This is a genomic window from Streptomyces sp. NPDC050856 (genome assembly GCF_040653855.1).
Lineage (GTDB): Bacteria > Actinomycetota > Actinomycetes > Streptomycetales > Streptomycetaceae > Streptomyces.
This window is the reverse complement of record NZ_JBFAGV010000013.1, coordinates 85,520-105,270: the sequence shown is the minus strand read 5'-3', so window position 1 is coordinate 105,270 and position 19,751 is coordinate 85,520. Positions and strand designations below refer to the sequence as shown.

At 72.5% G+C, this 19,751-nt stretch carries 20 protein-coding genes and 1 tRNA gene; 14 read left to right on the top strand and 7 right to left on the bottom strand.

Annotated elements, in window-relative coordinates; translation table 11 throughout:
- Positions 1-110: 110 nt before the first annotated feature.
- Complete coding sequence (locus tag AB0H53_RS14890; protein ID WP_362111870.1) at positions 111-869, top strand: phosphoglyceromutase; 759 nt, start codon at positions 111-113, stop codon at positions 867-869.
- Between the two features lie 316 nt (positions 870-1,185).
- Here the strand turns inward: AB0H53_RS14890 and phoU are convergent, their stop codons facing one another.
- Positions 1,186-1,866 carry a phosphate signaling complex protein PhoU gene (phoU, locus tag AB0H53_RS14885; protein ID WP_362111867.1) on the bottom strand — a complete coding sequence of 227 codons (681 nt, stop codon included), beginning with the start codon at positions 1,864-1,866 and terminating at the stop codon, positions 1,186-1,188.
- A 197-nt stretch (positions 1,867-2,063) separates the two neighbouring features.
- Here phoU and AB0H53_RS14880 point away from each other — a divergent pair, with 197 nt between their 5' ends.
- Positions 2,064-3,326: an ATP-binding protein gene (locus tag AB0H53_RS14880; RefSeq protein ID WP_362111864.1), complete on the top strand. Its 1,263-nt coding sequence runs from the start codon at positions 2,064-2,066 to the stop codon at positions 3,324-3,326.
- Complete coding sequence (locus tag AB0H53_RS14875; protein WP_182313193.1) at positions 3,323-4,003, top strand: response regulator transcription factor; 681 nt, start codon at positions 3,323-3,325, stop codon at positions 4,001-4,003. Before AB0H53_RS14880 ends, AB0H53_RS14875 begins: the two co-directional genes overlap by 4 nt.
- Positions 4,004-4,090: 87 nt before the next feature.
- Here AB0H53_RS14875 and AB0H53_RS14870 read toward each other — a convergent pair whose 3' ends face one another.
- On the bottom strand, positions 4,091-4,768 hold the full coding sequence (locus AB0H53_RS14870; RefSeq protein ID WP_362111861.1) for a DUF461 domain-containing protein: 678 nt from the start codon (positions 4,766-4,768) through the stop codon (positions 4,091-4,093).
- 637 nt (positions 4,769-5,405) lie between these two features.
- Between AB0H53_RS14870 and AB0H53_RS14865 the strand changes: the two genes are divergently transcribed.
- The 7 genes from AB0H53_RS14865 to AB0H53_RS14835 all read left to right on the top strand — a co-directional run bounded on the left by AB0H53_RS14865 (position 5,406) and on the right by AB0H53_RS14835 (position 12,444).
- Positions 5,406-5,888, top strand: a complete 483-nt coding sequence (locus tag AB0H53_RS14865) for a CarD family transcriptional regulator (protein ID WP_003953493.1) — start codon at positions 5,406-5,408, stop codon at positions 5,886-5,888.
- 328 nt (positions 5,889-6,216) lie between these two features.
- Positions 6,217-6,954, top strand: coding sequence for a 2-C-methyl-D-erythritol 4-phosphate cytidylyltransferase (ispD, locus tag AB0H53_RS14860; RefSeq protein WP_362111858.1), 738 nt, complete (start codon positions 6,217-6,219; stop codon positions 6,952-6,954).
- Complete coding sequence (gene ispF / locus AB0H53_RS14855) at positions 6,944-7,450, top strand: 2-C-methyl-D-erythritol 2,4-cyclodiphosphate synthase (RefSeq protein ID WP_362111855.1); 507 nt, start codon at positions 6,944-6,946, stop codon at positions 7,448-7,450. The genes ispD and ispF overlap by 11 nt, the downstream gene beginning before the upstream one ends.
- Positions 7,451-7,603: 153 nt before the next feature.
- Complete coding sequence (locus AB0H53_RS14850) at positions 7,604-8,008, top strand: PPOX class F420-dependent oxidoreductase (protein WP_362111852.1); 405 nt, start codon at positions 7,604-7,606, stop codon at positions 8,006-8,008.
- 130 nt (positions 8,009-8,138) lie between these two features.
- Complete coding sequence (gene cysS / locus AB0H53_RS14845; protein ID WP_362111849.1) at positions 8,139-9,539, top strand: cysteine--tRNA ligase; 1,401 nt, start codon at positions 8,139-8,141, stop codon at positions 9,537-9,539.
- A gap of 102 nt (positions 9,540-9,641) precedes the next feature.
- A complete protein-coding gene (gene rlmB / locus AB0H53_RS14840) occupies positions 9,642-10,592 on the top strand; it encodes a 23S rRNA (guanosine(2251)-2'-O)-methyltransferase RlmB (protein ID WP_362111846.1) in 951 nt (316 codons plus the stop codon).
- Positions 10,593-10,719: 127 nt separating this feature from the next.
- On the top strand, positions 10,720-12,444 hold the full coding sequence (locus AB0H53_RS14835; protein WP_362111843.1) for a DoxX family membrane protein: 1,725 nt from the start codon (positions 10,720-10,722) through the stop codon (positions 12,442-12,444).
- A 102-nt stretch (positions 12,445-12,546) separates the two neighbouring features.
- On the opposite strand, the gene AB0H53_RS14830 is transcribed toward AB0H53_RS14835, so the two are convergent.
- The 3 genes from AB0H53_RS14830 to ugpC all read right to left on the bottom strand — a co-directional run bounded on the left by AB0H53_RS14830 (position 12,547) and on the right by ugpC (position 15,005).
- On the bottom strand, positions 12,547-13,263 hold the full coding sequence (locus tag AB0H53_RS14830) for a nucleotidyltransferase family protein (protein ID WP_362111840.1): 717 nt from the start codon (positions 13,261-13,263) through the stop codon (positions 12,547-12,549).
- Between the two features lie 30 nt (positions 13,264-13,293).
- Positions 13,294-13,707, bottom strand: coding sequence for a hypothetical protein (locus tag AB0H53_RS14825; RefSeq protein WP_362111837.1), 414 nt, complete (start codon positions 13,705-13,707; stop codon positions 13,294-13,296).
- Between the two features lie 200 nt (positions 13,708-13,907).
- Positions 13,908-15,005 carry a sn-glycerol-3-phosphate ABC transporter ATP-binding protein UgpC gene (gene ugpC, locus AB0H53_RS14820; protein ID WP_362111834.1) on the bottom strand — a complete coding sequence of 366 codons (1,098 nt, stop codon included), beginning with the start codon at positions 15,003-15,005 and terminating at the stop codon, positions 13,908-13,910.
- A gap of 292 nt (positions 15,006-15,297) precedes the next feature.
- Here ugpC and AB0H53_RS14815 point away from each other — a divergent pair.
- Positions 15,298-15,374, top strand: a tRNA-Thr gene (locus AB0H53_RS14815).
- Positions 15,375-15,442: 68 nt separating this feature from the next.
- On the opposite strand, the gene AB0H53_RS14810 is transcribed toward AB0H53_RS14815, so the two are convergent.
- Positions 15,443-15,808 (bottom strand): nuclear transport factor 2 family protein, encoded by a 366-nt coding sequence (locus AB0H53_RS14810; RefSeq protein ID WP_362111831.1) that lies wholly within the window; start codon positions 15,806-15,808, stop codon positions 15,443-15,445.
- Positions 15,809-15,921: 113 nt separating this feature from the next.
- Here AB0H53_RS14810 and AB0H53_RS14805 point away from each other — a divergent pair, with 113 nt between their 5' ends.
- Positions 15,922-16,818 carry a LysR substrate-binding domain-containing protein gene (locus tag AB0H53_RS14805; protein ID WP_362111829.1) on the top strand — a complete coding sequence of 299 codons (897 nt, stop codon included), beginning with the start codon at positions 15,922-15,924 and terminating at the stop codon, positions 16,816-16,818.
- 13 nt (positions 16,819-16,831) lie between these two features.
- Here AB0H53_RS14805 and AB0H53_RS14800 read toward each other — a convergent pair whose 3' ends face one another.
- Positions 16,832-18,223 (bottom strand): FAD-dependent oxidoreductase, encoded by a 1,392-nt coding sequence (locus AB0H53_RS14800; protein ID WP_362111826.1) that lies wholly within the window; start codon positions 18,221-18,223, stop codon positions 16,832-16,834.
- 61 nt (positions 18,224-18,284) lie between these two features.
- Between AB0H53_RS14800 and AB0H53_RS14795 the strand changes: the two genes are divergently transcribed.
- On the top strand, positions 18,285-19,196 hold the full coding sequence (locus tag AB0H53_RS14795) for an aminoglycoside phosphotransferase family protein (RefSeq protein ID WP_362111823.1): 912 nt from the start codon (positions 18,285-18,287) through the stop codon (positions 19,194-19,196).
- Positions 19,197-19,224: 28 nt separating this feature from the next.
- Complete coding sequence (locus tag AB0H53_RS14790) at positions 19,225-19,701, top strand: GNAT family N-acetyltransferase (protein WP_362111820.1); 477 nt, start codon at positions 19,225-19,227, stop codon at positions 19,699-19,701.
- The last annotated feature ends 50 nt before the right edge of the window (positions 19,702-19,751 follow it).

Here is a 19,751-nt window from a genome sequence, read left to right as displayed (position 1 = left end):
CCCCGTAAGTGGCTGCTCCAGCTACCGGAACTTACAAGGAACCCGGGCCCGCGAGCCATCCAATTGACGCCGTCCGTCAAGCGTCACGGGCGTCCATTAATCTCGTACGCATGGCCGACGCACCGTACAAGCTGATCCTCCTCCGCCACGGCGAGAGCGACTGGAACGCGAAGAACCTGTTCACCGGCTGGGTGGACGTCAACCTCACGGAGAAGGGCGAGAAGGAGGCGGTCCGCGGCGGTGAGCTGCTGAAGGACGCCGGTCTGCTCCCCGACGTGGTCCACACCTCCCTGCAGAAGCGCGCGATCCGCACCGCGCAGCTCGCCCTGGAGTCCGCCGACCGCCACTGGATCCCGGTCCACCGCTCCTGGCGCCTGAACGAGCGCCACTACGGCGCGCTCCAGGGCAAGGACAAGGCGCAGACGCTCGCCGAGTTCGGCGAGGAGCAGTTCATGCTGTGGCGCCGCTCCTACGACACCCCGCCGCCGGCCCTCGCCGACGACAGCGAGTTCTCGCAGGCCGCCGACGCGCGCTACGCCACCATCCCGCCGGAGCTGCGCCCGCGCACCGAGTGCCTCAAGGACGTCGTCGTCCGCATGCTCCCGTACTGGTACGACGGCATCGTCCCGGACCTGCTGGCCGGCCGCACCGTCCTGGTCGCCGCCCACGGCAACAGCCTGCGCGCGCTGGTCAAGCACCTGGACGGCATCTCCGACACGGACATCGCGGGCCTGAACATCCCGACCGGCATCCCCCTCGCCTACGAGCTGGACGCCGACTTCAAGCCGGTCACCAAGGGCGGCACGTACCTGGACCCGGACGCGGCGAAGGCGGCCATCGAGGCGGTCAAGAACCAGGGCAAGAAGTAGCCCCGCCCCCGGCACGACGGAAAGGGGCACCGCCCGGCGCCGGGCGGTGCCCCTCTCGTCGTACGGGTCGGGTTATCCGGTACAGCCGCCGCACTGGCACGGTCCGCCCGACTGGCAGCCGCAGCCGCAGCCGGGGCCGCAGCCGCAGGCGCCGATGACGGGTAGGTGGACCACTTCGACGGGTGCTTCCCGCGGTGCGTCGAACGCGAGGGAATCTGCCATGGGTTCCTCCTCGGAGGCGGACGTTCGCCTGCTCCCATTGCACGCCCGCCGAGCAGGGCGCATCAACGGCGCACGGAGGCCCCCGGCAGCGGCCTCACGCCCCCTCGACGGGCGCTTCCTGCTGCTGGAGCTCGTCCGCGTGCTCGCCCGTCACCAGGTACACCACCCGCTTGGCGACCGACACGGCGTGGTCGGCGAAGCGCTCGTAGTAGCGGCCCAGGAGGGTGACGTCCACGGCCGTCTCGATGCCGTGCTTCCAGCGGTCGTCCATCAGGTGCTGGAACAGCGTCCGGTGCAGCAGGTCCATCTCGTCGTCGTCGTGCTCGAGCTGGAGCGCCAGGTCGACGTCCTTGGTGATGATGACCTCCGCCGCCTTCGCCATCAGGCGCTGCGCGAGCTGGCCCATCTCCAGGATGGTGGCGTGCAGGTCGCGCGGCACCGCGCTGTCCGGGAAGCGCAGCCGGGCCAGCTTGGCGACGTGCTGGGCCAGGTCGCCGGAGCGCTCCAGGTCCGCGCTCATCCGCAGCGAGGTCACCACGATCCGCAGGTCCGTCGCGACCGGCTGCTGGCGCGCCAGCAGGGCTATCGCACGGGCCTCCAGGTCGTGCTGGAGGTCGTCGACCTTCTGGTCGGCCGCGATCACGGCCTCCGCCAGCTTCAGGTCCGCGTCGAGCATCGCCGTCGTGGCGCGCCCGACCGCCGACCCGACCAGCCGCGCCATCTCGACCAGGCTCTCGCCGATCGAGTCAAGTTCCTCGTGGTACGCGTCCCGCATGGATGTCCCTCTCTCACTACGACCGGGGTCCGGGTGGGGCTCGGACCCCCACGCTCCCACGTTCCGAGCCCCAGGAGTCCGGGGCCTCCCTCCCAAGTGAACCGCCACTATCCCCTCGGTGAACTCTGAGCGACGACTGTTCGAGCAGCCACTCGGATGGCTGGGAGCGTGTCCGTGACCACGCATAACCTGGGGACATGGACGTGAACGCGGCGGTCGCCGCAGCGGCAGCGATCGCCGGACTGTGCACCGGTGTCATCGCCATGCTGGCGTTCCGCTGGAGCGAGCGCGAACAGGCCAGGCCCACCCGTACCTCCCTGCACACCGACGCGGTGCTGCCGCCCGGCGTCGACACCGTCCTGTCCGTGCTGCGCTCCTCCGCGGTGGTCCTCGACGAGAGCGACTCCGTCGTCAAGGCCAGCTCCGCGGCGTACGCCCTCGGGCTCGTCCGGGGCGGCAAGCTCGCCGTGGAGCCGATGCTCCACATGGCCCGCGACACCCGCCGCGACGGCGAGATACGCCAGGTGGAGCTGGACCTTCCGCGGCGCGGCACCGGCCGCGGGGAGGCCCTCGCCGTCTCCGCGCGGGTGGCGCCCCTCGGATCCCGGCTGGTCCTGCTGCTGGTCGAGGACCTCACCGAGGCCCGCCGTACGGAGGCGGTGCGGCGCGACTTCGTCGCCAACGTCAGCCATGAGCTCAAGACCCCCGTCGGCGCGCTCTCGCTGCTCTCCGAGGCCGTCATGGACGCCTCGGACGACCCCGAGGCGGTCACCCGCTTCGCCGGCCGGATGCAGATCGAGGCGACCCGGCTCACCAACCTCGTACAGGAGCTCATCGACCTCTCGCGGGTGCAGAACGACGACCCGCTGGACGACGCGGAGCCGGTCCGGGTGGACGAACTGGTCGCCGAGGCGATAGACCGCTCCCGGCACACCGCGTCCACCAAGCAGATCACCATGGCCCCCGGCGGCACCGCCGACCTGCGCGTATGGGGTCACCGCGGCCAGCTCGCCGCCGCTCTCGGCAACCTCGTGGAGAACGCCGTCAACTACTCACCGGCCCGCACCCGCGTCGGCATAGCGGCTCGCCGCGTCCCCGCGCCCGGCGGCGGGGCCGCCCAGGCCACAGGCTCCGGCGGGATGATCGAGATCGCCGTCACCGACCAGGGCATCGGCATCTCCGAGAAGGACCGCGAGCGCATCTTCGAACGTTTCTACCGCGTCGATCCGGCTCGTTCCCGCGCCACCGGCGGTACGGGTCTGGGCCTGGCCATCGTCAAGCACGTGGCCGCCTCGCACGGCGGGGAGGTCACGGTGTGGAGCACCGAGGGTCAGGGCTCCACCTTCACCCTCCGGCTGCCGGAGGCGGGAGCCGTACGGGAACGCTCCTCCCGTCCCACCCGGCAGCACGACCCCGAGACCACCACCGAACCGCACCCTGCCCCGGAGGTCCTTCCGTGACCCGAGTCCTTGTCGTCGAGGATGAGGAATCCTTCAGCGACGCCCTGTCCTACATGCTCCGCAAGGAGGGTTTCGAGGTCGCCGTCGCGACCACCGGCCCCGATGGGCTGGACGAGTTCGAGCGCAACGGCGCCGACCTCGTGCTGCTCGACCTGATGCTGCCGGGGCTGCCCGGCACCGAGGTCTGCCGTCAGCTGCGCGGCCGCTCGAACGTGCCGGTCATCATGGTGACGGCGAAGGACAGCGAGATCGACAAGGTGGTCGGACTGGAGATAGGGGCCGACGACTACGTCACCAAGCCCTTCTCCTCCCGCGAGCTCGTCGCCCGCATCCGCGCGGTGCTGCGCCGCCGCGGCGAGCCCGAGGAGGTCGCCCCGGCGGCCCTGGAGGCCGGCCCGGTACGGATGGACGTGGACCGCCACGTCGTCACGGTCTCCGGTGCCAAGGTCGACCTCCCGCTGAAGGAGTTCGACCTGCTGGAGATGCTGCTGCGCAACGCGGGCCGGGTGCTGACCCGGATGCAGCTCATCGACCGGGTCTGGGGCGCCGACTACGTCGGTGACACCAAGACCCTGGACGTCCACGTCAAGCGGCTGCGCGCCAAGATCGAGCCGGACCCGGGCGCCCCGCGCTACCTGGTCACGGTCCGGGGCCTCGGGTACAAGTTCGAGCCGTAGGCCGTCGCGCGACACGAAAGGGCGCCCCACCGTCGTACGTGGTGGGGCGCCCTTTCGCGCGTTCGGCGCGCCGGTGCGGCAGGTGCGTCAGTGGCCCGCGCTGTGGGACGCGGAGGCCGCGTCCGAGGGGGCGGACGAGTGCTGCGAGCCGGTCCCCGGCTCGCCGGCGCCCTGGGTCGGGGAACCGCTCGGGCTGCCGGTCGGCGAACCCGTGGGGCTCCCCGTCGGCGAACCGGTCGGCTGCTGGGGCACCGCGCTCGGGCCGTACTCCGCGTAGTAGCCGGTCGCCGGGACGACGAACGCCGCCAGCTTGATGTCACCGGCCTCGCTGAACCGGAAGACGACCTCGCGGGCGTCGCCGTTGTCGGCCGCCTCGTGGCCCTTCTCGATCTCCGCGGCGGCGTTGCCCTTGCCGCCGATGATGACCGAGCCGTACGCGGGCACGGTGACCGGGCCGGAGCCCCCGCCCCGGGAGAGCTTGACCGCGGCGTCGGAGCCGGGGAGCTGGACGCCCTCCAGGACCTGCTCCTTCGCGCCGTTGTTGAAGATGGTCGCCGAGACGACCGCGGGACCCTCGGCGTCCGCCTTCGGCTGCGTGATCACAATGGCGTTCTGGATCTTGATGTCACCGACCGTCGTGGCGGCGTTGTCCGGCCTGATCTGGAGCGACTGGGCGTCATTGCCGGCGCCGCAGGCGGAGAGCGAGGCGATCGAAAACACGATGGCGGTGGCGGCGAGGGCGCCGCGTCGAAGGCTGCGGCTCACGGCGGCGGCAACTCCTAGGACGTACGGGACGGACAGGGGCTGAAGCTGAGCCAAGGGACAGTCAGCGCGCTCAGGTTACCGACCCCGCCTCCCGGTCCCGCACCCGACCCGCCCCCCGGGCGGTCCCGGTGCGCCGGGCCACTGCCCGGCCACCGGTCCGCCGACGGCGCGCGAACGGCCCGCCATCGGCGTGCGAACGGCCGGCCACCGGCGTGCGAACGGCGGGCCACGGCCGCCACCGGCCGCCACCGGCCGTTCACATAACCGCGCTTGATCAATTCCCCGGCGGTCGCCCTATTCGTTAGCCGAAAAACCGTGGTGATCAATTCGGGAAACACGGCGGTGCCGTCCGTGCGAGTGACCGACGTCCGAACGGAGTACGGGAAGTTCACCGTCGAGAACCCGGCAAACCGGGACGTTCGACCCTGTCCGGCCCCCTCCGGAGCAGTGTGACGGCCGTGTTTCAGGCTGCCCGTACAGCCGCTCCGACCTGCGAATACCCGGTTCCGGAAGGCCCCCGCAGCACGTTCCGGTTGCTGTTGTCAAGCCCCGAGATATGCCCTGACCTGCGGAAACGCCATTCAGAAGAAGCCGTATCCGTGTTACCCTGGATAGCCACGGAAGGGGTACCTGTCACATGACGTTCAAGGTTGGCGACACCGTGGTCTATCCCCATCACGGGGCCGCGCTGATCGAGGCCATCGAGACTCGCCAGATCAAAGGCGTGGACAAGACCTACTTGGTGCTCAAGGTCGCCCAGGGCGACTTGACGGTTCGTGTGCCAGCGGACAACGCGGAGTTCGTCGGCGTGCGCGATGTGGTCGGTCAGGACGGACTGGACCGGGTCTTCGAGGTGCTGCGCGCACCGTACGCCGAGGAGCCCACGAACTGGTCTCGTCGCTACAAGGCAAACCTCGAGAAGCTCGCCTCCGGCGACGTCATCAAGGTCGCCGAAGTGGTGCGTGACCTGTGGCGCCGTGAGCGTGAGCGCGGACTCTCGGCCGGAGAGAAGCGCATGCTCGCGAAGGCGCGTCAGATCCTGGTGAGCGAGCTCGCGCTCGCGGAGAACACCAACGAGGACAAGGCGGAGGCCCTGCTCGACGAGGTCCTCGCGTCCTGAAGTGAAGCGATGCAGCGGTGCCCGCTGACGTGCTGTGATTCACAGCGTCGTCGTCGGGCGCTGCGGCATTTCCAGCTCCGGTGCCCGACGCCACGGCAGCGGCACCGACCCGGGCGCTGACGCACGCGCCCGACACCGCGCCCCGGACCGGGCGACCCCGCGCTCGGCGCCCTGCAGCGAGCCGGGAGGCCGGCGGGGCCCGCTCGGCCAGCGGTCACGGAAGGGTCGGCCGAGGTGTGGCACCGCGCGTTCCCTCAACCAGCGGCCGGGGGTTCCCCCAGGCCATACCCACGTCGGCCGAGTCGACAAACCTGCCGGAGAACAACCGATGTCAGACGAAGCACGCCCCGCCCGCACCGCGGTGGTGATTCCCGCGGCCGGCAGGGGCGTACGGCTCGGCCCGGGCGCCCCCAAGGCGCTGCGCGCGCTGAACGGCACCCCCATGCTGATCCACGCCGTCCGGGCCATGGCCGCCTCCCGGGGCGTCTCGCTCGTCGTCGTGGTCGCGCCGCCGGACGGCGTCACCGAGGTGAAGAACCTGCTCGACGCGCACGCCCTGCCCGAGCGCACCGACTACCTGGTGGTGCCCGGCGGGGAGACCCGCCAGGCGTCCGTGCGGCTCGGTCTGGAGGCGCTGCCCGAGGGCATCGGCACCGTCCTCGTCCATGACGCGGCCCGCCCCCTCGTACCGGTCGACACCGTGGACACGGTGATCGAGGCGGTCCGGGACGGCACCGTGGCCGTGGTCCCCGCGCTGCCGCTCGCCGACACCGTCAAGCAGGTCGAGCCGGGCGGGCCGGGCGAGCCCGAGCCGGTGGTCGGCACGCCCGAGCGGGCCCGGCTGCGCGCCGTGCAGACCCCGCAGGGATTCGACCGCGACACGCTCGTGCGCGCCCACGCGACCGTCACGGACGACGTCACCGACGACGCGAGCATGGTCGAGCGGCTCGGCGAGCCGGTCGTGGTGGTACCCGGCCACGAGGAGGCGTTCAAGGTGACCCGGCCGCTCGACCTGGTGCTGGCCGAGGCGGTCCTCGCCCGCAGGAGGGCCAACGATGGCTTCTGAGCTCCCGCCGATCCCGCTGGTCGGCATCGGCACCGACGTCCACGCCTTCGAGCCGGGCCGCGAGCTGTGGTGCGCGGGGCTGCTGTGGGAAGGCTCCGACAGCGGCGGGTACGGGCTGGCCGGGCACTCCGACGGTGACGTCGCCGCCCACGCCGCCTGCGACGCGCTGTTCTCCGCCGCCGGAGTGGGCGACCTCGGCGCGCACTTCGGCACCGGCCGCCCCGAGTGGTCCGGCGCCTCGGGTGTGACGCTGCTCGCCGAGGCCGCCCGCATCGTGCGGGCCGAGGGCTTCGAGATCGGCAACATCGCCGTACAGGTCATCGGCGTGCGCCCGAAGATCGGCAAGCGGCGCGACGAGGCGCAGAAGGCACTGAGCGCGGCGGCCGGCGCCCCGGTGTCCGTGTCGGGCACGACCACGGACGGGCTCGGGCTGACCGGCCGGGCCGAGGGGCTCGCCGCGATCGCCACGGCGCTGGTGGTCCGTACCCGTACCTGAGGTACTCCGTGCGTACCCGGGCCGGGGGGTCCCCGTGCCCGTACCCGGGCACGGAAGAAGAACGGCGGGACGGGTGTTTCGCACGACGCGGTACCGAGTAGCGAGTACCTGTCAGTGGAACGTCGCACCAGAGCCACGAGAGAGAGGGGCCCCATGCCCGCCGTACTCAGCGACCGGCTCAAGGAACTGCTCGACAGCCCGGTCTTCGTCAGCATGGCCACCGTCCAGCCCGACGGCAGCCCGCAGGTGTCCCCGGTGTGGGTGAAGCGCGACGGCGACCAGGTGCTGATCTCCACCACCGTGGGCCGGCGCAAGGAGAGGAACCTGCGCCGGGACCCCCGGGTGACGATCATGCTCCAGCCCTTCGACGCCCCGTACACGTACGCCGAGATCCGGGGCACCGCCGAACTGTCGGCCGAGGGCGGACAGGAGCTGATCGACGAGCTGTCGGTGAAGTACACCGGCAAGAAGTACGCCGAGTTCAACGCGGCCGCCGGTGAGGACGCGCCGCGCGTCGTCGTCCGGATCACCCCGCACCGGATCGTCGGCCGGCTCTGAGCCCGGGAGCCGGGTGAAGCCCGGGAGTCCGGGACCCGGGGAGCCCCGGAGCCCGGGTCCGGCCCCGGCGTCCGCCCCGCGGCCCGAGTACGGTCGCGGGGCACTGGTACGGGCCCACTACCCTGGAGTGGTGACTATTCGCCTGTACGACACCAGCGCCCGGCAGATCCGTGACTTCGCCCCGATCACACCGGGCTGCGTCTCGATCTACCTGTGTGGCGCCACGGTGCAGGCCGCCCCGCACATCGGGCACATCCGGTCGGGGCTGAACTTCGACATCATGCGCCGCTGGTTCCAGTACCGCGGCTACGACGTGACGTTCATCCGCAACGTCACGGACATCGATGACAAGATCATCACCAAGTCGGCCGACCAGGGCCGCCCCTGGTGGGCGATCGGGTACGAGAACGAGCGCGCCTTCAACAGCGGCTACGACGTCCTCGGCTGCCTGCCGGCCAGCTACGAACCGCGCGCCACCGGCCACATCCCCGAGATGGTCGAGATGATGCGCGGCCTCATCGAGCGCGGCCACGCCTACGAGGCCGAGGGGAACGTGTACTTCGACGTGAAGTCCTTCCCCGGCTACCTGGCGCTGTCCAACCAGGACCTCGAGGACCTGCGCCAGCCGTCCTCCGAGGGGGAGACGGGCAAGCGGGACCCGCGCGACTTCGCCATGTGGAAGTCCGCGAGGCCCGGCGAGCCGTCGTGGGAGACGCCGTGGGGGCGCGGCCGGCCCGGCTGGCACCTGGAGTGCTCGGCCATGGCGCACAAGTACCTGGGCTCGGCCTTCGACATCCACGGCGGCGGCCTGGACCTGATCTTCCCGCACCACGAGAACGAGATCGCCCAGGCCAAGGCGTACGGCGACGACTTCGCCCGGTACTGGGTGCACAACGCCTGGGTCACCATGAGCGGCGAGAAGATGTCGAAGTCGCTGGGCAACTCGGTCCTGGTGAGCGAGATGGTCAAGCAGTGGCGGCCGATCGTGCTCCGCTACTACCTGGGCACCCCGCACTACCGGTCCATGATCGAGTACAGCGAGGAGGCGCTGCGCGAGGCCGAGTCGGCGTTCGCGCGCATCGAGGGCTTCGCCCAGCGGGTGGTCGAGAAGGCCGGCAAGAGCGTCGAGCCCGCCGCCGAGGTGCCGCCGGCCTTCGCCGAGGCGATGGACGACGACCTGGGCGTGCCGCAGGCCCTCGCGATCGTCCACACCACCGTCCGCCAGGGCAACAGCGCGCTCGCGGCCGACGACAAGGAGGCCGCGATCGAGCGGCTGGCCGAGGTCCGCGCGATGCTCGGCGTCCTGGGCCTGGACCCGCTCGACCCGCGGTGGGCGGGCGAGGACGACCGCGGCGAGGACCTCCACGGCGCCGTCGACACCCTCGTACGCCTGGTGCTCCAGCAGCGCGAGTCCGCCAGGGCGCGCAAGGACTGGGCCACCGCCGACGCGATCCGCGACCAGCTCCAGCAGTCCGGGCTGGTCATCGAGGACGGCCCGGACGGCCCCCGGTGGACGCTCGGCCCGCGCTGACCCGCGGCACCGCGCCCCCGGCGGACCGGGCGGCGCGCTCCCGCACCTGGCGGCACACTCTCTTGTACATACGCATCACCGAATTCACGAAGTAGGTAGGTCATGGCCGGGAACAGCCAGCGCAGGAACCGCCGCACGTCCAACAAGAAGGGCGCTACGGTCGGCAGCGGTGGCCAGCGACGCCGGGGCCTGGAAGGAAAGGGCCCCACGCCGCCCGCGTCCGAGCGCAAGGGCCACAAGAAGAACCGCATCGCCGGCGCGCAGGCCAGGAAGGCCCAGCGCCGCCCCGTCGCCCGCCGCGGCGGCAAGGGGACGTCCGAGATGGTCGTCGGCCGCAACCCGGTCTTCGAGGCGCTGCGCGACGGCGTGCCCGCGACGACGCTGTACGTCCAGCAGTTCATCGACAACGACGAGCGGGTGCGCGAGGCGCTCCAGCTCGCCGCCGAGCGCGGCAACATCCACCTGATGGAGGCCCCGCGCCCGGAGCTCGACCGGATGACCAACGGGCTGAACCACCAGGGCCTCGTCCTCCAGGTCCCGCCCTACGAGTACGCCCACCCCGAGGACCTGGCCGCGGCCGCGTTCGACGAGGGCGAGGATCCGCTGATCGTCGCCCTCGACGGGGTCACCGACCCGCGCAACCTCGGTGCCGTCGTCCGCTCCGTCTCCGCCTTCGGCGGCCACGGTGTGGTCGTCCCCGAGCGCCGCGCGGCGGGTATGACGGCGGGCGCCTGGAAGACCGCCGCGGGCACCGCCGCCCGCACCCCGGTCGCCCGGGCCACCAACCTGACCCGCGCCCTGGAGGCGTACCAGAAGGCGGGCATCACCGTGGTGGGCCTCGCGGCGGACGGCGAGACCGAGGTCGGCGAGCTGGAGGCGCTGGGCGGGCCGGTCGTCATCGTGGTCGGCAGTGAGGGCAAGGGCCTGTCCCGGCTGGTGGGCGAGACCTGCGACTTCCGGGTGCGCATCCCGATGCCGGGCGGAGCCGAGTCGCTCAACGCCGGTGTCGCGGCGGGCGTGGTGCTCTACGAGGCGGCCCGCCGCCGGGCGTGACGACGTCCGTCCCGGCCTGCGGGCGGCCCTGACCGGCCGCTGTGTCCGGGGCCTGTCATGATCTTGACGGGCCTCGGACATTTCCGGTGCGTCAAGGCAGTGTCCTAACCCCACGTCACTCGGTTAGATGAGTGTGGACACCAGAACGCCCCGGCCCGGTTTCGACGATCAGCCTGCGCTGAGCATGGTCAAGGTGGATTGCGATCCCGCGCAGGTCATCGTGAACCACGCCAGTTTCCGGGTGCAGCTCGCCCCGGTCCAGAAGCCCCGCTACGCCGAGACCGCCCGCGTGCCCGTCATGAGCGGCACGGTCACGCGGGCGGGACGGCGGCGCGCCCCCGTCGTGTGGAGCGGGAAGTCCGTCCCCGGGGACCCCGGGGCCACCGGACTGCTCCAGGCGGTCCGTGACTCCGCGTCCATGGACACGCTCGACACCCGGAGCCACCCCTACGCCGCCCGTGAGGCCGGCGCGACCCAGGTCATCCCGCGTGTCGGCCTGTCCGACGACACCATGCCGACGCCCGTCGTCGGCGGACAGCGCGGCCCCGTCACGGGCGGCCCGCTGCTGCCGCCGATGCGCCGCGCCGTCGGTGCCTACGACGAGCCCGACGGCCTCGCCGACACGGGCACCGTCGCCGCGTACGAGCGGTTCGACGACGACGAGGCCGGCGACACCGGCACCGCCCGCCAGGGCCACGGGACCGGCGGGCCCCGCCACGCCCGGGACGGTGACGGCAGGGACGGCTACGACTCCGCAGCCGACCAGCGGCACGCCTACTACCCGGGGCGCCGGATGAACCTGGGCGTGGTGCTGCTGCCGCTGCGCGTCTTCCTGGGCTTCATCTCCATCTACGCGGGCATGGGCAAGCTCTGCGACCCCGTCTACTTCGACGGCGGCGAGCGCGGCTCCATGGTCAAGTGGCTCACCTCCCTGCACCCCTGGCCACTGGCCGAGCCGCTGCGCGACTTCGCGCTCGCCCACCCCGTGGGCGCGGGCCTGAGCGTGGCCTTCGCGCAGGTCGTCGTGGGCGTCCTGACCGTGCTGGGCCTCTGGCAGCGGGTGGCCGCCGTCTTCGGCGCGGCGCTGTCGGCGGCGATCATCCTGACCGTGAGCTGGCGCACCCTCCCCGCTTACGACGCGCCCGACATCATCTTCCTCGCCGCCTGGTCGCCGCTCATCATCGCGGGCGCGCCCGTGTACTCGGTCGACGGCCGTCTCGCCGGTGAGGCCTGGCGCACCCTCGGGCCCCGCTCGGCCCTGTGGGACCTGCGCCGGAGGGTGCTGCGGCGCGGTGCCCTCGCCGCCGCCCTGGTGGTGGGCCTGACCCTGCTGACCGGGTCGATCCTGGGCGGCGCGGTGCGCTCCACCGAGATGGTCACCGTGCCGGGACCGGACGACGACCCGACCAACCACCTGCCCGGCCGGCCCCTCCCGCAGGAGCCGGGCGAGCGCTCCCCGTCCTCCCGTGAGACGTCCCAGCGGCCGGAGCCGACGGTGTCCGCCTCGCAGAGCCCGACGGCCGAGGAGTCCGCGGTGGTGCCGGACCAGTCCGACCGGGAGACCGAGCGCACCGAGGAGCAGCGGCCGACCGCCACCCAGGGCACCGGTCAGCGGCCCCCGCAGCAGTCGCGGCCCGAGCCCCCGCCGTCCAGCAGCGAGGGCCCGTCCTCCAGTGGCGGCAGCGGCTCCAGCGGCGGTCCCGGCGGTGGTGGTGACGGTGGCTCAAGCGGCGGCTCCACCGGTGCTGGTGACGGCGGTTCCAGCGGTGGCTCCACCGGTGGCGGTGACGGCGGCTCCAGCGGCGGCTCCACCGGCGGGAACCAGAACCCGATCGGCGGCCTGCTGGGGTGAGCCCCGCCGGTCCCGCCGGCCCCGCGCGCGAGGAGGGGCGGTCACCGTCGACACGGTGACCGCCCCTCCTCGTGGTGTGCGCCCACCGGGTTGGCGGGCCGGTCAGAAGCGGTGCGCGGCCAGTTCCGCGGCGGCCTCGGCGAGGTCCTTGGCGGTGTCGATGGCGCGCCAGTACGCGCCCTGCGGCAGCGGGAATCCGGCCAGCCGGCGTTCCCGTGCCAGCCGGGGGAACGTGGTGCGCTCGTGGTCGCCCACCTCCGGCAGGAGGCCGGTGAAGGCGGGGGAGAGGACGTACACGCCCGCGTTGATCAGGTACGGGGAGGGCGGCGACTCGACGAAGTCGGTGATGTGCCCGAAGGTGTCCGTCTCCACGGCGCCCCAGGGGATACGGGGGCGGGCCAGGGCCAGGGTGGCGGTGGCGTCCCGCTCGGCGTGGAACGCGGCCATCTCGCGCAGCGAGAAGCGGGTCCAGATGTCCCCGTTGGTGGCGTACCAGGGCTCGTCGGGGTGCGGCAGGCGGGCCGCCGCGTACTTGAGGCCGCCGCCCCGGCCCAGTGGCTCGGGTTCGACGACCGTGGTGACGCGCAGCGGCAGTGCGGCGGTCTCCAGCCAGTGCTGGAGGACCTCGGCGAGGTGCCCGCAGGAGACGACGGCGTCGGTCACGCCCTCCGCGGCCAGCCAGGAAAGCTGATGGCCGATGATCGGGGTCCCGGTTCCCGGGATCTCGACCATCGGCTTGGGGCGGTCATCGGTGTACGGGCGCAGGCGCGAACCCTGGCCGCCCGCCAGGACCACGGCCTGCGTGGGAGGCGTGTGCATACCGGCACGATATGCGGACCAGCGCTCTCCTCAGCTCTCGTGGGCGACGCCGGTGGCGTAGGAGGTGTCGCAGACGGGGCGGGAGAAGGACTGGGCGCGGACGGGGCCGTAGTGCTGCACCGCGGCGCGGCCGAGCGCGCGGGCGATCGACATGCAGTGCTTGGCGATGGACGGGCGCTCCTCCACCGCTCGCTGGAGGTGGGTCAGGGCGACACCCGGGTCCTTCTCCTGGAGCTCCGCGAGGAGCCGGTCGCGCAGAATGTCCTGCGGGGCACGGGACTTGGCCCGTACGGAGACGTTCTCCGAGGACGCGGTGAGCATCTGCGTCGTCGAGTTGCTGCCGGCCCACGGGACACTGGTGACCGCGAGGGTTCCGGAGAGCACCAGGACGACGGGCAGGACGAGAGCGAGGGTACGGCCGATTCGGCGTGCTGTGTGGGTCACGGACGTGAGCGTAGCGGCCAGTGATGATTTGGAGACATTTAGTCACCCTCCCGGGGGATGGTTCGATGCTCCTTTTCGAATGGCGGGTTGACAGCCAGGTGCGAATTGCCCGATGTGCCGGGGTATTTGTCGACAACCGTGATCACGGAACGCGGACGGCCCCGCACCGAAGTGCGGGGCCGAGCGCGTGTGTTGGGGTGTCAGCCGCTGAGACGCTCACCCGTGGAGGTCGCGAACACGTGGAGCTCGGCCGCGCGCGGCACCACGTGCAGCACGGAGCCCTTCTCCGGGACCGCGCGCCCGCCGACGCGGACGACCAGGTCCTTGTCCTCGCCGCCGACGCGGGCGGAGCCGTACACGTAACCGTCGGCGCCGAGTTCCTCGACGACATTGACCGAGACGGCCAGGCCCTGGTCGCTCTCGGCGCCCGAGACGTCGAAGTGCTCGGGGCGGATGCCCACGGTGACGGTGGTGTCGCCCCGGTCGGCCGCGGCGGCCAGCGCGTCGCGGGACACCGGGACGACGCTGTTGCCGAACTTCACGCCACCGTCGGTGATCGGCACCTCGACCAGGTTCATGGCGGGGGAGCCGATGAAGCCGGCGACGAAGAGGTTGGCGGGCCGGTCGTACATGTTGCGCGGCGAGTCGACCTGCTGGAGCAGACCGTCCTTGAGCACCGCCACCCGGTCGCCCATGGTCAGGGCCTCCACCTGGTCGTGGGTGACGTACACGGTGGTGATGCCCAGGCGCCGCTGGAGCGAGGCGATCTGCGTACGGGTGGAGACCCGGAGCTTGGCGTCGAGGTTGGACAGCGGCTCGTCCATGAGGAAGACCTGCGGCTCGCGCACGATGGCCCGGCCCATCGCGACCCGCTGGCGCTGGCCGCCGGAGAGGGCCTTGGGCTTGCGGTCCAGGTACTCGGTGAGGTCGAGGATCTTCGCCGCCTCCTCGACCTTCTTGCGGATCTCCGCCTTGTTGACCCCGGCGATCTTGAGCGCGAAGCCCATGTTGTCGGCGACGGTCATGTGCGGGTAGAGCGCGTAGTTCTGGAACACCATGGCGATGTCCCGGTCCTTGGGCGGCAGGTGGGTGACGTCGCGGTCGCCGATGCGGATGGCGCCGCCGTTGACGTCCTCCAGGCCGGCGAGCATGCGCAGGGAGGTGGACTTGCCGCAGCCGGACGGACCGACGAGGACGAGGAACTCGCCGTCCGCGATCTCGATCTGGAGCTGGTCGACGGCGGGCTTGGTGGACCCCGGGTAGATCCGGGTCGCCTTGTCGAACGTGACACTGGCCATGGTGATGCGGTCCCTTCACCGGCAGGAACGTGCCGGACGATCCGAGTAAAGGAATGGAAACTGTCCGGTCCACGGGAGTGAACCCGACGTGACGCTACCCGGCGGGGTGGGGTCTGTCAGTACCCCGGAGCCGTTCGATACCGTTCGGCGACCTGGCCCGCCCCGGCGGGACGGCGCGGCGGCGGCGCGGGGACGGCACCGGGGGTGGTGCGGGGCGCGGGTGCGGACGCGGTGCGGGGCGCCGGAATTCCCGACCGGCGCGCGGCGGTGTCCGGTTACACTCGTGCGCAGTGCCTCCTTAGCTCAGCTGGCCAGAGCACCGCTCTTGTAAAGCGGGGGTCGTCGGTTCGAACCCGACAGGAGGCTCCAGTGAAAAGGCCCCCCGGTCCCTGTGGACCGGGGGGCCTTTTCGCATGAGTGGTGGGCGGGCGCCCGGGTCAGCGGGCCGGCGGGGTGAACTCCGGCTGGTCGAGCAGGCGCAGCCAGCTGCCGTCGGGCTGGCGCCGGGCCACCTGGGCGCGGGCGCCCGTGCCGTCCTTCGGCGGGGTCGAGGTGAGGGCGATGTCGCCGCTGACCAGCGTGGGCAGCGGTGGTTCCGGCTCGAAGCGGGGGCCGCCGGCCAGCACCTTCTGCCACAGTGCGCGGATCGCCTCCCGGCCCACCGTCGTCCGGCCGGGCGGGTACGCCATCACCGCGTCCTCCTCGTAGAGGGCGGCGACCCCGGCCGCGTCCCCGGCGTTGGAGCGTGCGACGAACAGGCGGGTGAGGTCTTCCGGGCGCATCGCCTTCTCGTACTCCGGCATCCGATGTCCTCCTGAGGTCCGGCGTGGGGTTCTTCCTCGGTCCGCCTCCAGCGTGGTCCCGCCCCGGCCAGAAGTCCAACAGATGGTTCTTCTGGTCATTAGAATTTCCAGTCATGGAGCTGAGGCAGCTTGAGTACTTCGTCGCGGTCGCCGAGGAGCGGAACTTCACCCGGGCCGCGGAGCGCGTGCACATCAGCCAGTCCGGCGTCAGCGCCCAGATCCGCCGGCTCGAACGGGAGCTGGGGGCCGAGCTGTTCGACCGGTCGGCGCGCACCGTCACCCTGACCGCCGCCGGAGCCGCGGCGTTCGAGCACGCCCGGGCCGCGCTGGCCGCCGCCGGGGCGGTCGGCCAGGCGGTGGGCGAGGTGACCGGGCTGCTGCGGGGGCGGCTGACCCTGGGCATGGTGATCGGCTGCACCCTCACCCCGCTGTTCGACGCCCTCGCGGCGTTCCACCGCGCCCATCCCGGTGTGGAGCTCTCCCTCCGGGAGGACAACTCGGACCGGCTCGTTGAGGGTCTGCGCTCCGGCGACTTCGACCTGGGACTGGTCGGGGCCGCGTCCGGCACCCTGCACGGGCTGGACTCGCTGACGCTCGTCAGCGAGCGGCTGGTCGTCGCGGTCCCGGCCGGGCATCCGCTGGCCGACGCCGGGCGGGTCACCCTGCGCGACCTGGCCGCCCACCCGGTCGTGTGCATGCCGCCGGGGACCGGCCTGCGCACGGTCTTCGACCGGGCCTGCGAGGCGCAGGGCGTCCGGCCCAGGGTCGCGCTCCAGGCGAGCGCCGCCGACGCCGTGGCCGGACTCGCCCGCCGTGGGCTGGCCGCCGCCGTCCTCAGCGAGTCGATGGCCGCGCTCCACCGCGACCGGCTCACCGCACTCCCCCTCGACGGAGTCGAGGCGCCCGCGCTGCTCGCCCTCGCCTGGAGGGGCACGCCCGGCCCGGCCCTGGCCGGGCTGCTGGGGCACTGCCGGCGGGCGTTCGCCGGGCCGGACGCCGGCGAGGGGTGACGGGCGGCGTGGATCAGTGCCGGCCGGAGACGCGGTCGGCGAGAGTGGCGAGCCGGGGGGTGCGGGCGGTGTGGGTGGTGGCCTCCTGGCGGTCGGCGGTGCGGTAGGCGGCGTACATGGCCTGGACGCCGAGCCAGCGCAGGGGTTCGGGCTCCCAGTTGCGCACCTTGTGGTTGACCCAGGGCAGGGTGGTCAGGTCGGTGGGGCCGGCCTGGCCGGAGTCCTGCTGGATCAGGTCGCGCAGGGTGCGGGCGGCGAGGTTCGCGGCGGCCACGCCGGAGCCGACGTAGCCGCCGGCCCAGCCCAGGCCGGTGGAGCGGTCGAGGGTGACGCCGGCGCACCAGTCGCGCGGTACGCCCAGGACGCCGGACCAGGCGTGGGCGACGGGGGTTCCGGCCAGGGCGGGGAACAGCCGGACCAGGATGTCGCGGAGGGCCTCGACGGTGGCGGGCTGGGTGCGGCCGTCGTTGTCGGTGCGGGAGCCGTAGCGGTACGGGACGCCACGGCCGCCCAGCGCGATGCGGTCGTCGGCGGTGCGCTGGGCGTACATGTAGGCGTGCGCCATGTCGCCGAGGGTCTCGCGGCCGGTCCAGCCGATGTCGTCCCAGACGGCGGCGGGCAGCGGCGCTGTGACGATCATGGAGGAGTTCATCGGGAGCCAGGCGCGCTTGAGGCCCTTGAGGGTGGCGGTGAAACCCTCGGTGCAGCGCAGGACGTAGGGCGCGCGGACCGTGCCGTACGGGGTGACGGCGTGCTTGGGCCTGATCTCGGTGACGGGCGTCGACTCGTGGATGGTGACGCCGAGCGCTTCGACGGCGGCGGCCAGCCCCTTGACCAGTTTGGCCGGGTGCAGGCGCGCCCCGTGCGGGGTCCAGGAGGAGCCGACGGCACCGGTGACACGGACCCGGGCGGCGGTGGCGCGGGCGCCCAGCAGCTCCCGGTCGGTCTCGCCGAACGCGGTCTCGACGGCGTGGAACTCCTTGAGCCGGGTCAACTGGGCCGGGGTGTAGGCGACTTCCAGTACGCCGCCCCGGTGGATGTCGGCGTCGATGCCCTCGGCGGCGGCGACCTCGACGACCTCGGAGACGGTGTCGTTCATGGCCTTCTGGAGGCGTACGGCGGCCTCGTGGCCGTGCCGCGCGGCGTAGCGGGCGCGCCCGGCGATGCCGTTGTAGAGCCAGCCGCCGTTGCGGCCGGAGGCGCCGTAACCGCAGAACTTCGCCTCCAGGACGGTGATGTTGAGGAAGGGCACGGCCTTCTTCAGGTAGTACGCCGTCCACAGGCCGGTGTAACCGCCGCCGACGACACAGACGTCGGCCGTGGCGTCACCGGGGAGCGGCTCGCGGGGAGCGGGGGTGCCCTCCTGCGCGTACCAGAACGATATGCCGCCGTTGACGGTGTCCATGTGGGTCCTCGGGTGATGCAATCGGGTGGGTGTGGCGGGACGTTACTGGATGGGGTGGCGAGTGATCGAGGTTCCGGCCGAGCTGGCCCGGATTCAGGCGAGGACCAACGGCGCGGCGGGACGGGCGTTCGTCGCCGCGCTGCCCGGCCTGGCGGAGCGTTTCCTGGACGAGTGGGGTCTGCGGCCGGCCGGCCCGGCGCTGCACGGGTGGAGCGCGCTGGTGTTGCCGGTGGTGGCCGGGGACGGGACCGCCGCCGCCCTGAAGCTGCGACTGCTGGACGAGGAGAGCGAGGGGGAGGCGGCCGCCCTGCGCGCCTGGGACGGCGCAGGGGCGGTACGGCTGCTCGCGGACGACCCGGGCACCGGGACGCTGCTGCTGGAGTGGCTCGGGGGCGCCTCCCGGGCCGGCGGCGCCGGGGAGCGGGGGCGGCGCCTGTCGGACGTGCCGGACACCCGGGCGGCGACGGGCGTGCTGGCCGGGCTGCTGGCCCGGCTGGTGGCGGTGGAGGCGCCGGCGGGGATGCGGAGTCTCGGTGACATCGCGGCCGGGATGCTCGACGACGTGCCGGACGCGGTGGAGTGCCTGGCCAGTGAGGACGACCGGCGGTTGCTGCGGGACTGCGCGGCGGCGGTACGGGAGGTGGCGGGGGAGCCGGGGGACCGGCTGCTCCACTGGGACCTGCACTTCGACAACGTCCTGGCGGGCGGGCGGGAACCGTGGCTGGCCATCGACCCCAAGCCACTGGCCGGGGACCCGGGCTTCGAGCTGCTGCCGGCGCTGTGCAACCGCTTCGAACCGGACGAGGTGCTCTGGCGTTTCGACCTGATGACCGAGGCGCTGGGGCTGGACCGCGACCGGGCCAGGGCGTGGACGCTGGGCCGGGTCCTCCAGGACTGCCTGTGGGACGTGGAGGACGGTGGGAGCGCCCTGGGCGGGGAGCGGGTGTCCGTCGCCCGGACGCTGCTGGCGTGAAGGGCGGGGCAGCAGGCAGGCTGCGGACATGATTCGTAGCGCTGTTGTCGACGACGTACCGGTGATCCACCGGATGATCCGCGAGCTCGCGGAGTACGAGAAGGCCCTGGACGAGGTGCGGGCGAGTGAGGAGCAGCTCCGGGAGGCGCTGTTCGGGGAGCGCCCCGCCGCCTTCGCGCACATCGCACAGACCGACGAGGGGGAGGTCGCCGGGTTCGCCCTGTGGTTCCTCAACTATTCGACCTGGCGGGGCGTCCACGGTGTGTACCTGGAGGACCTGTACGTACGGCCCCACCTGCGGGGCGGGGGGTACGGCAAGGCGCTGCTGCGGGAGCTGGCGCGGATCTGCGTCGCCCGGGGGTACGGGCGGCTGGAGTGGTCCGTCCTGAACTGGAACACCCCGTCGATCGACTTCTACGAGTCGCTGGGCGCCAGGCCGCAGGACGAGTGGACGGTGTACCGGCTGACGGACGACGCTCTCCACAGGCTGGGGGCGGCGCAGTAGCCGGGGGCACTGGGCGCCCCCGGCCCTCCGCCACGGGGGGGGCGGACGGG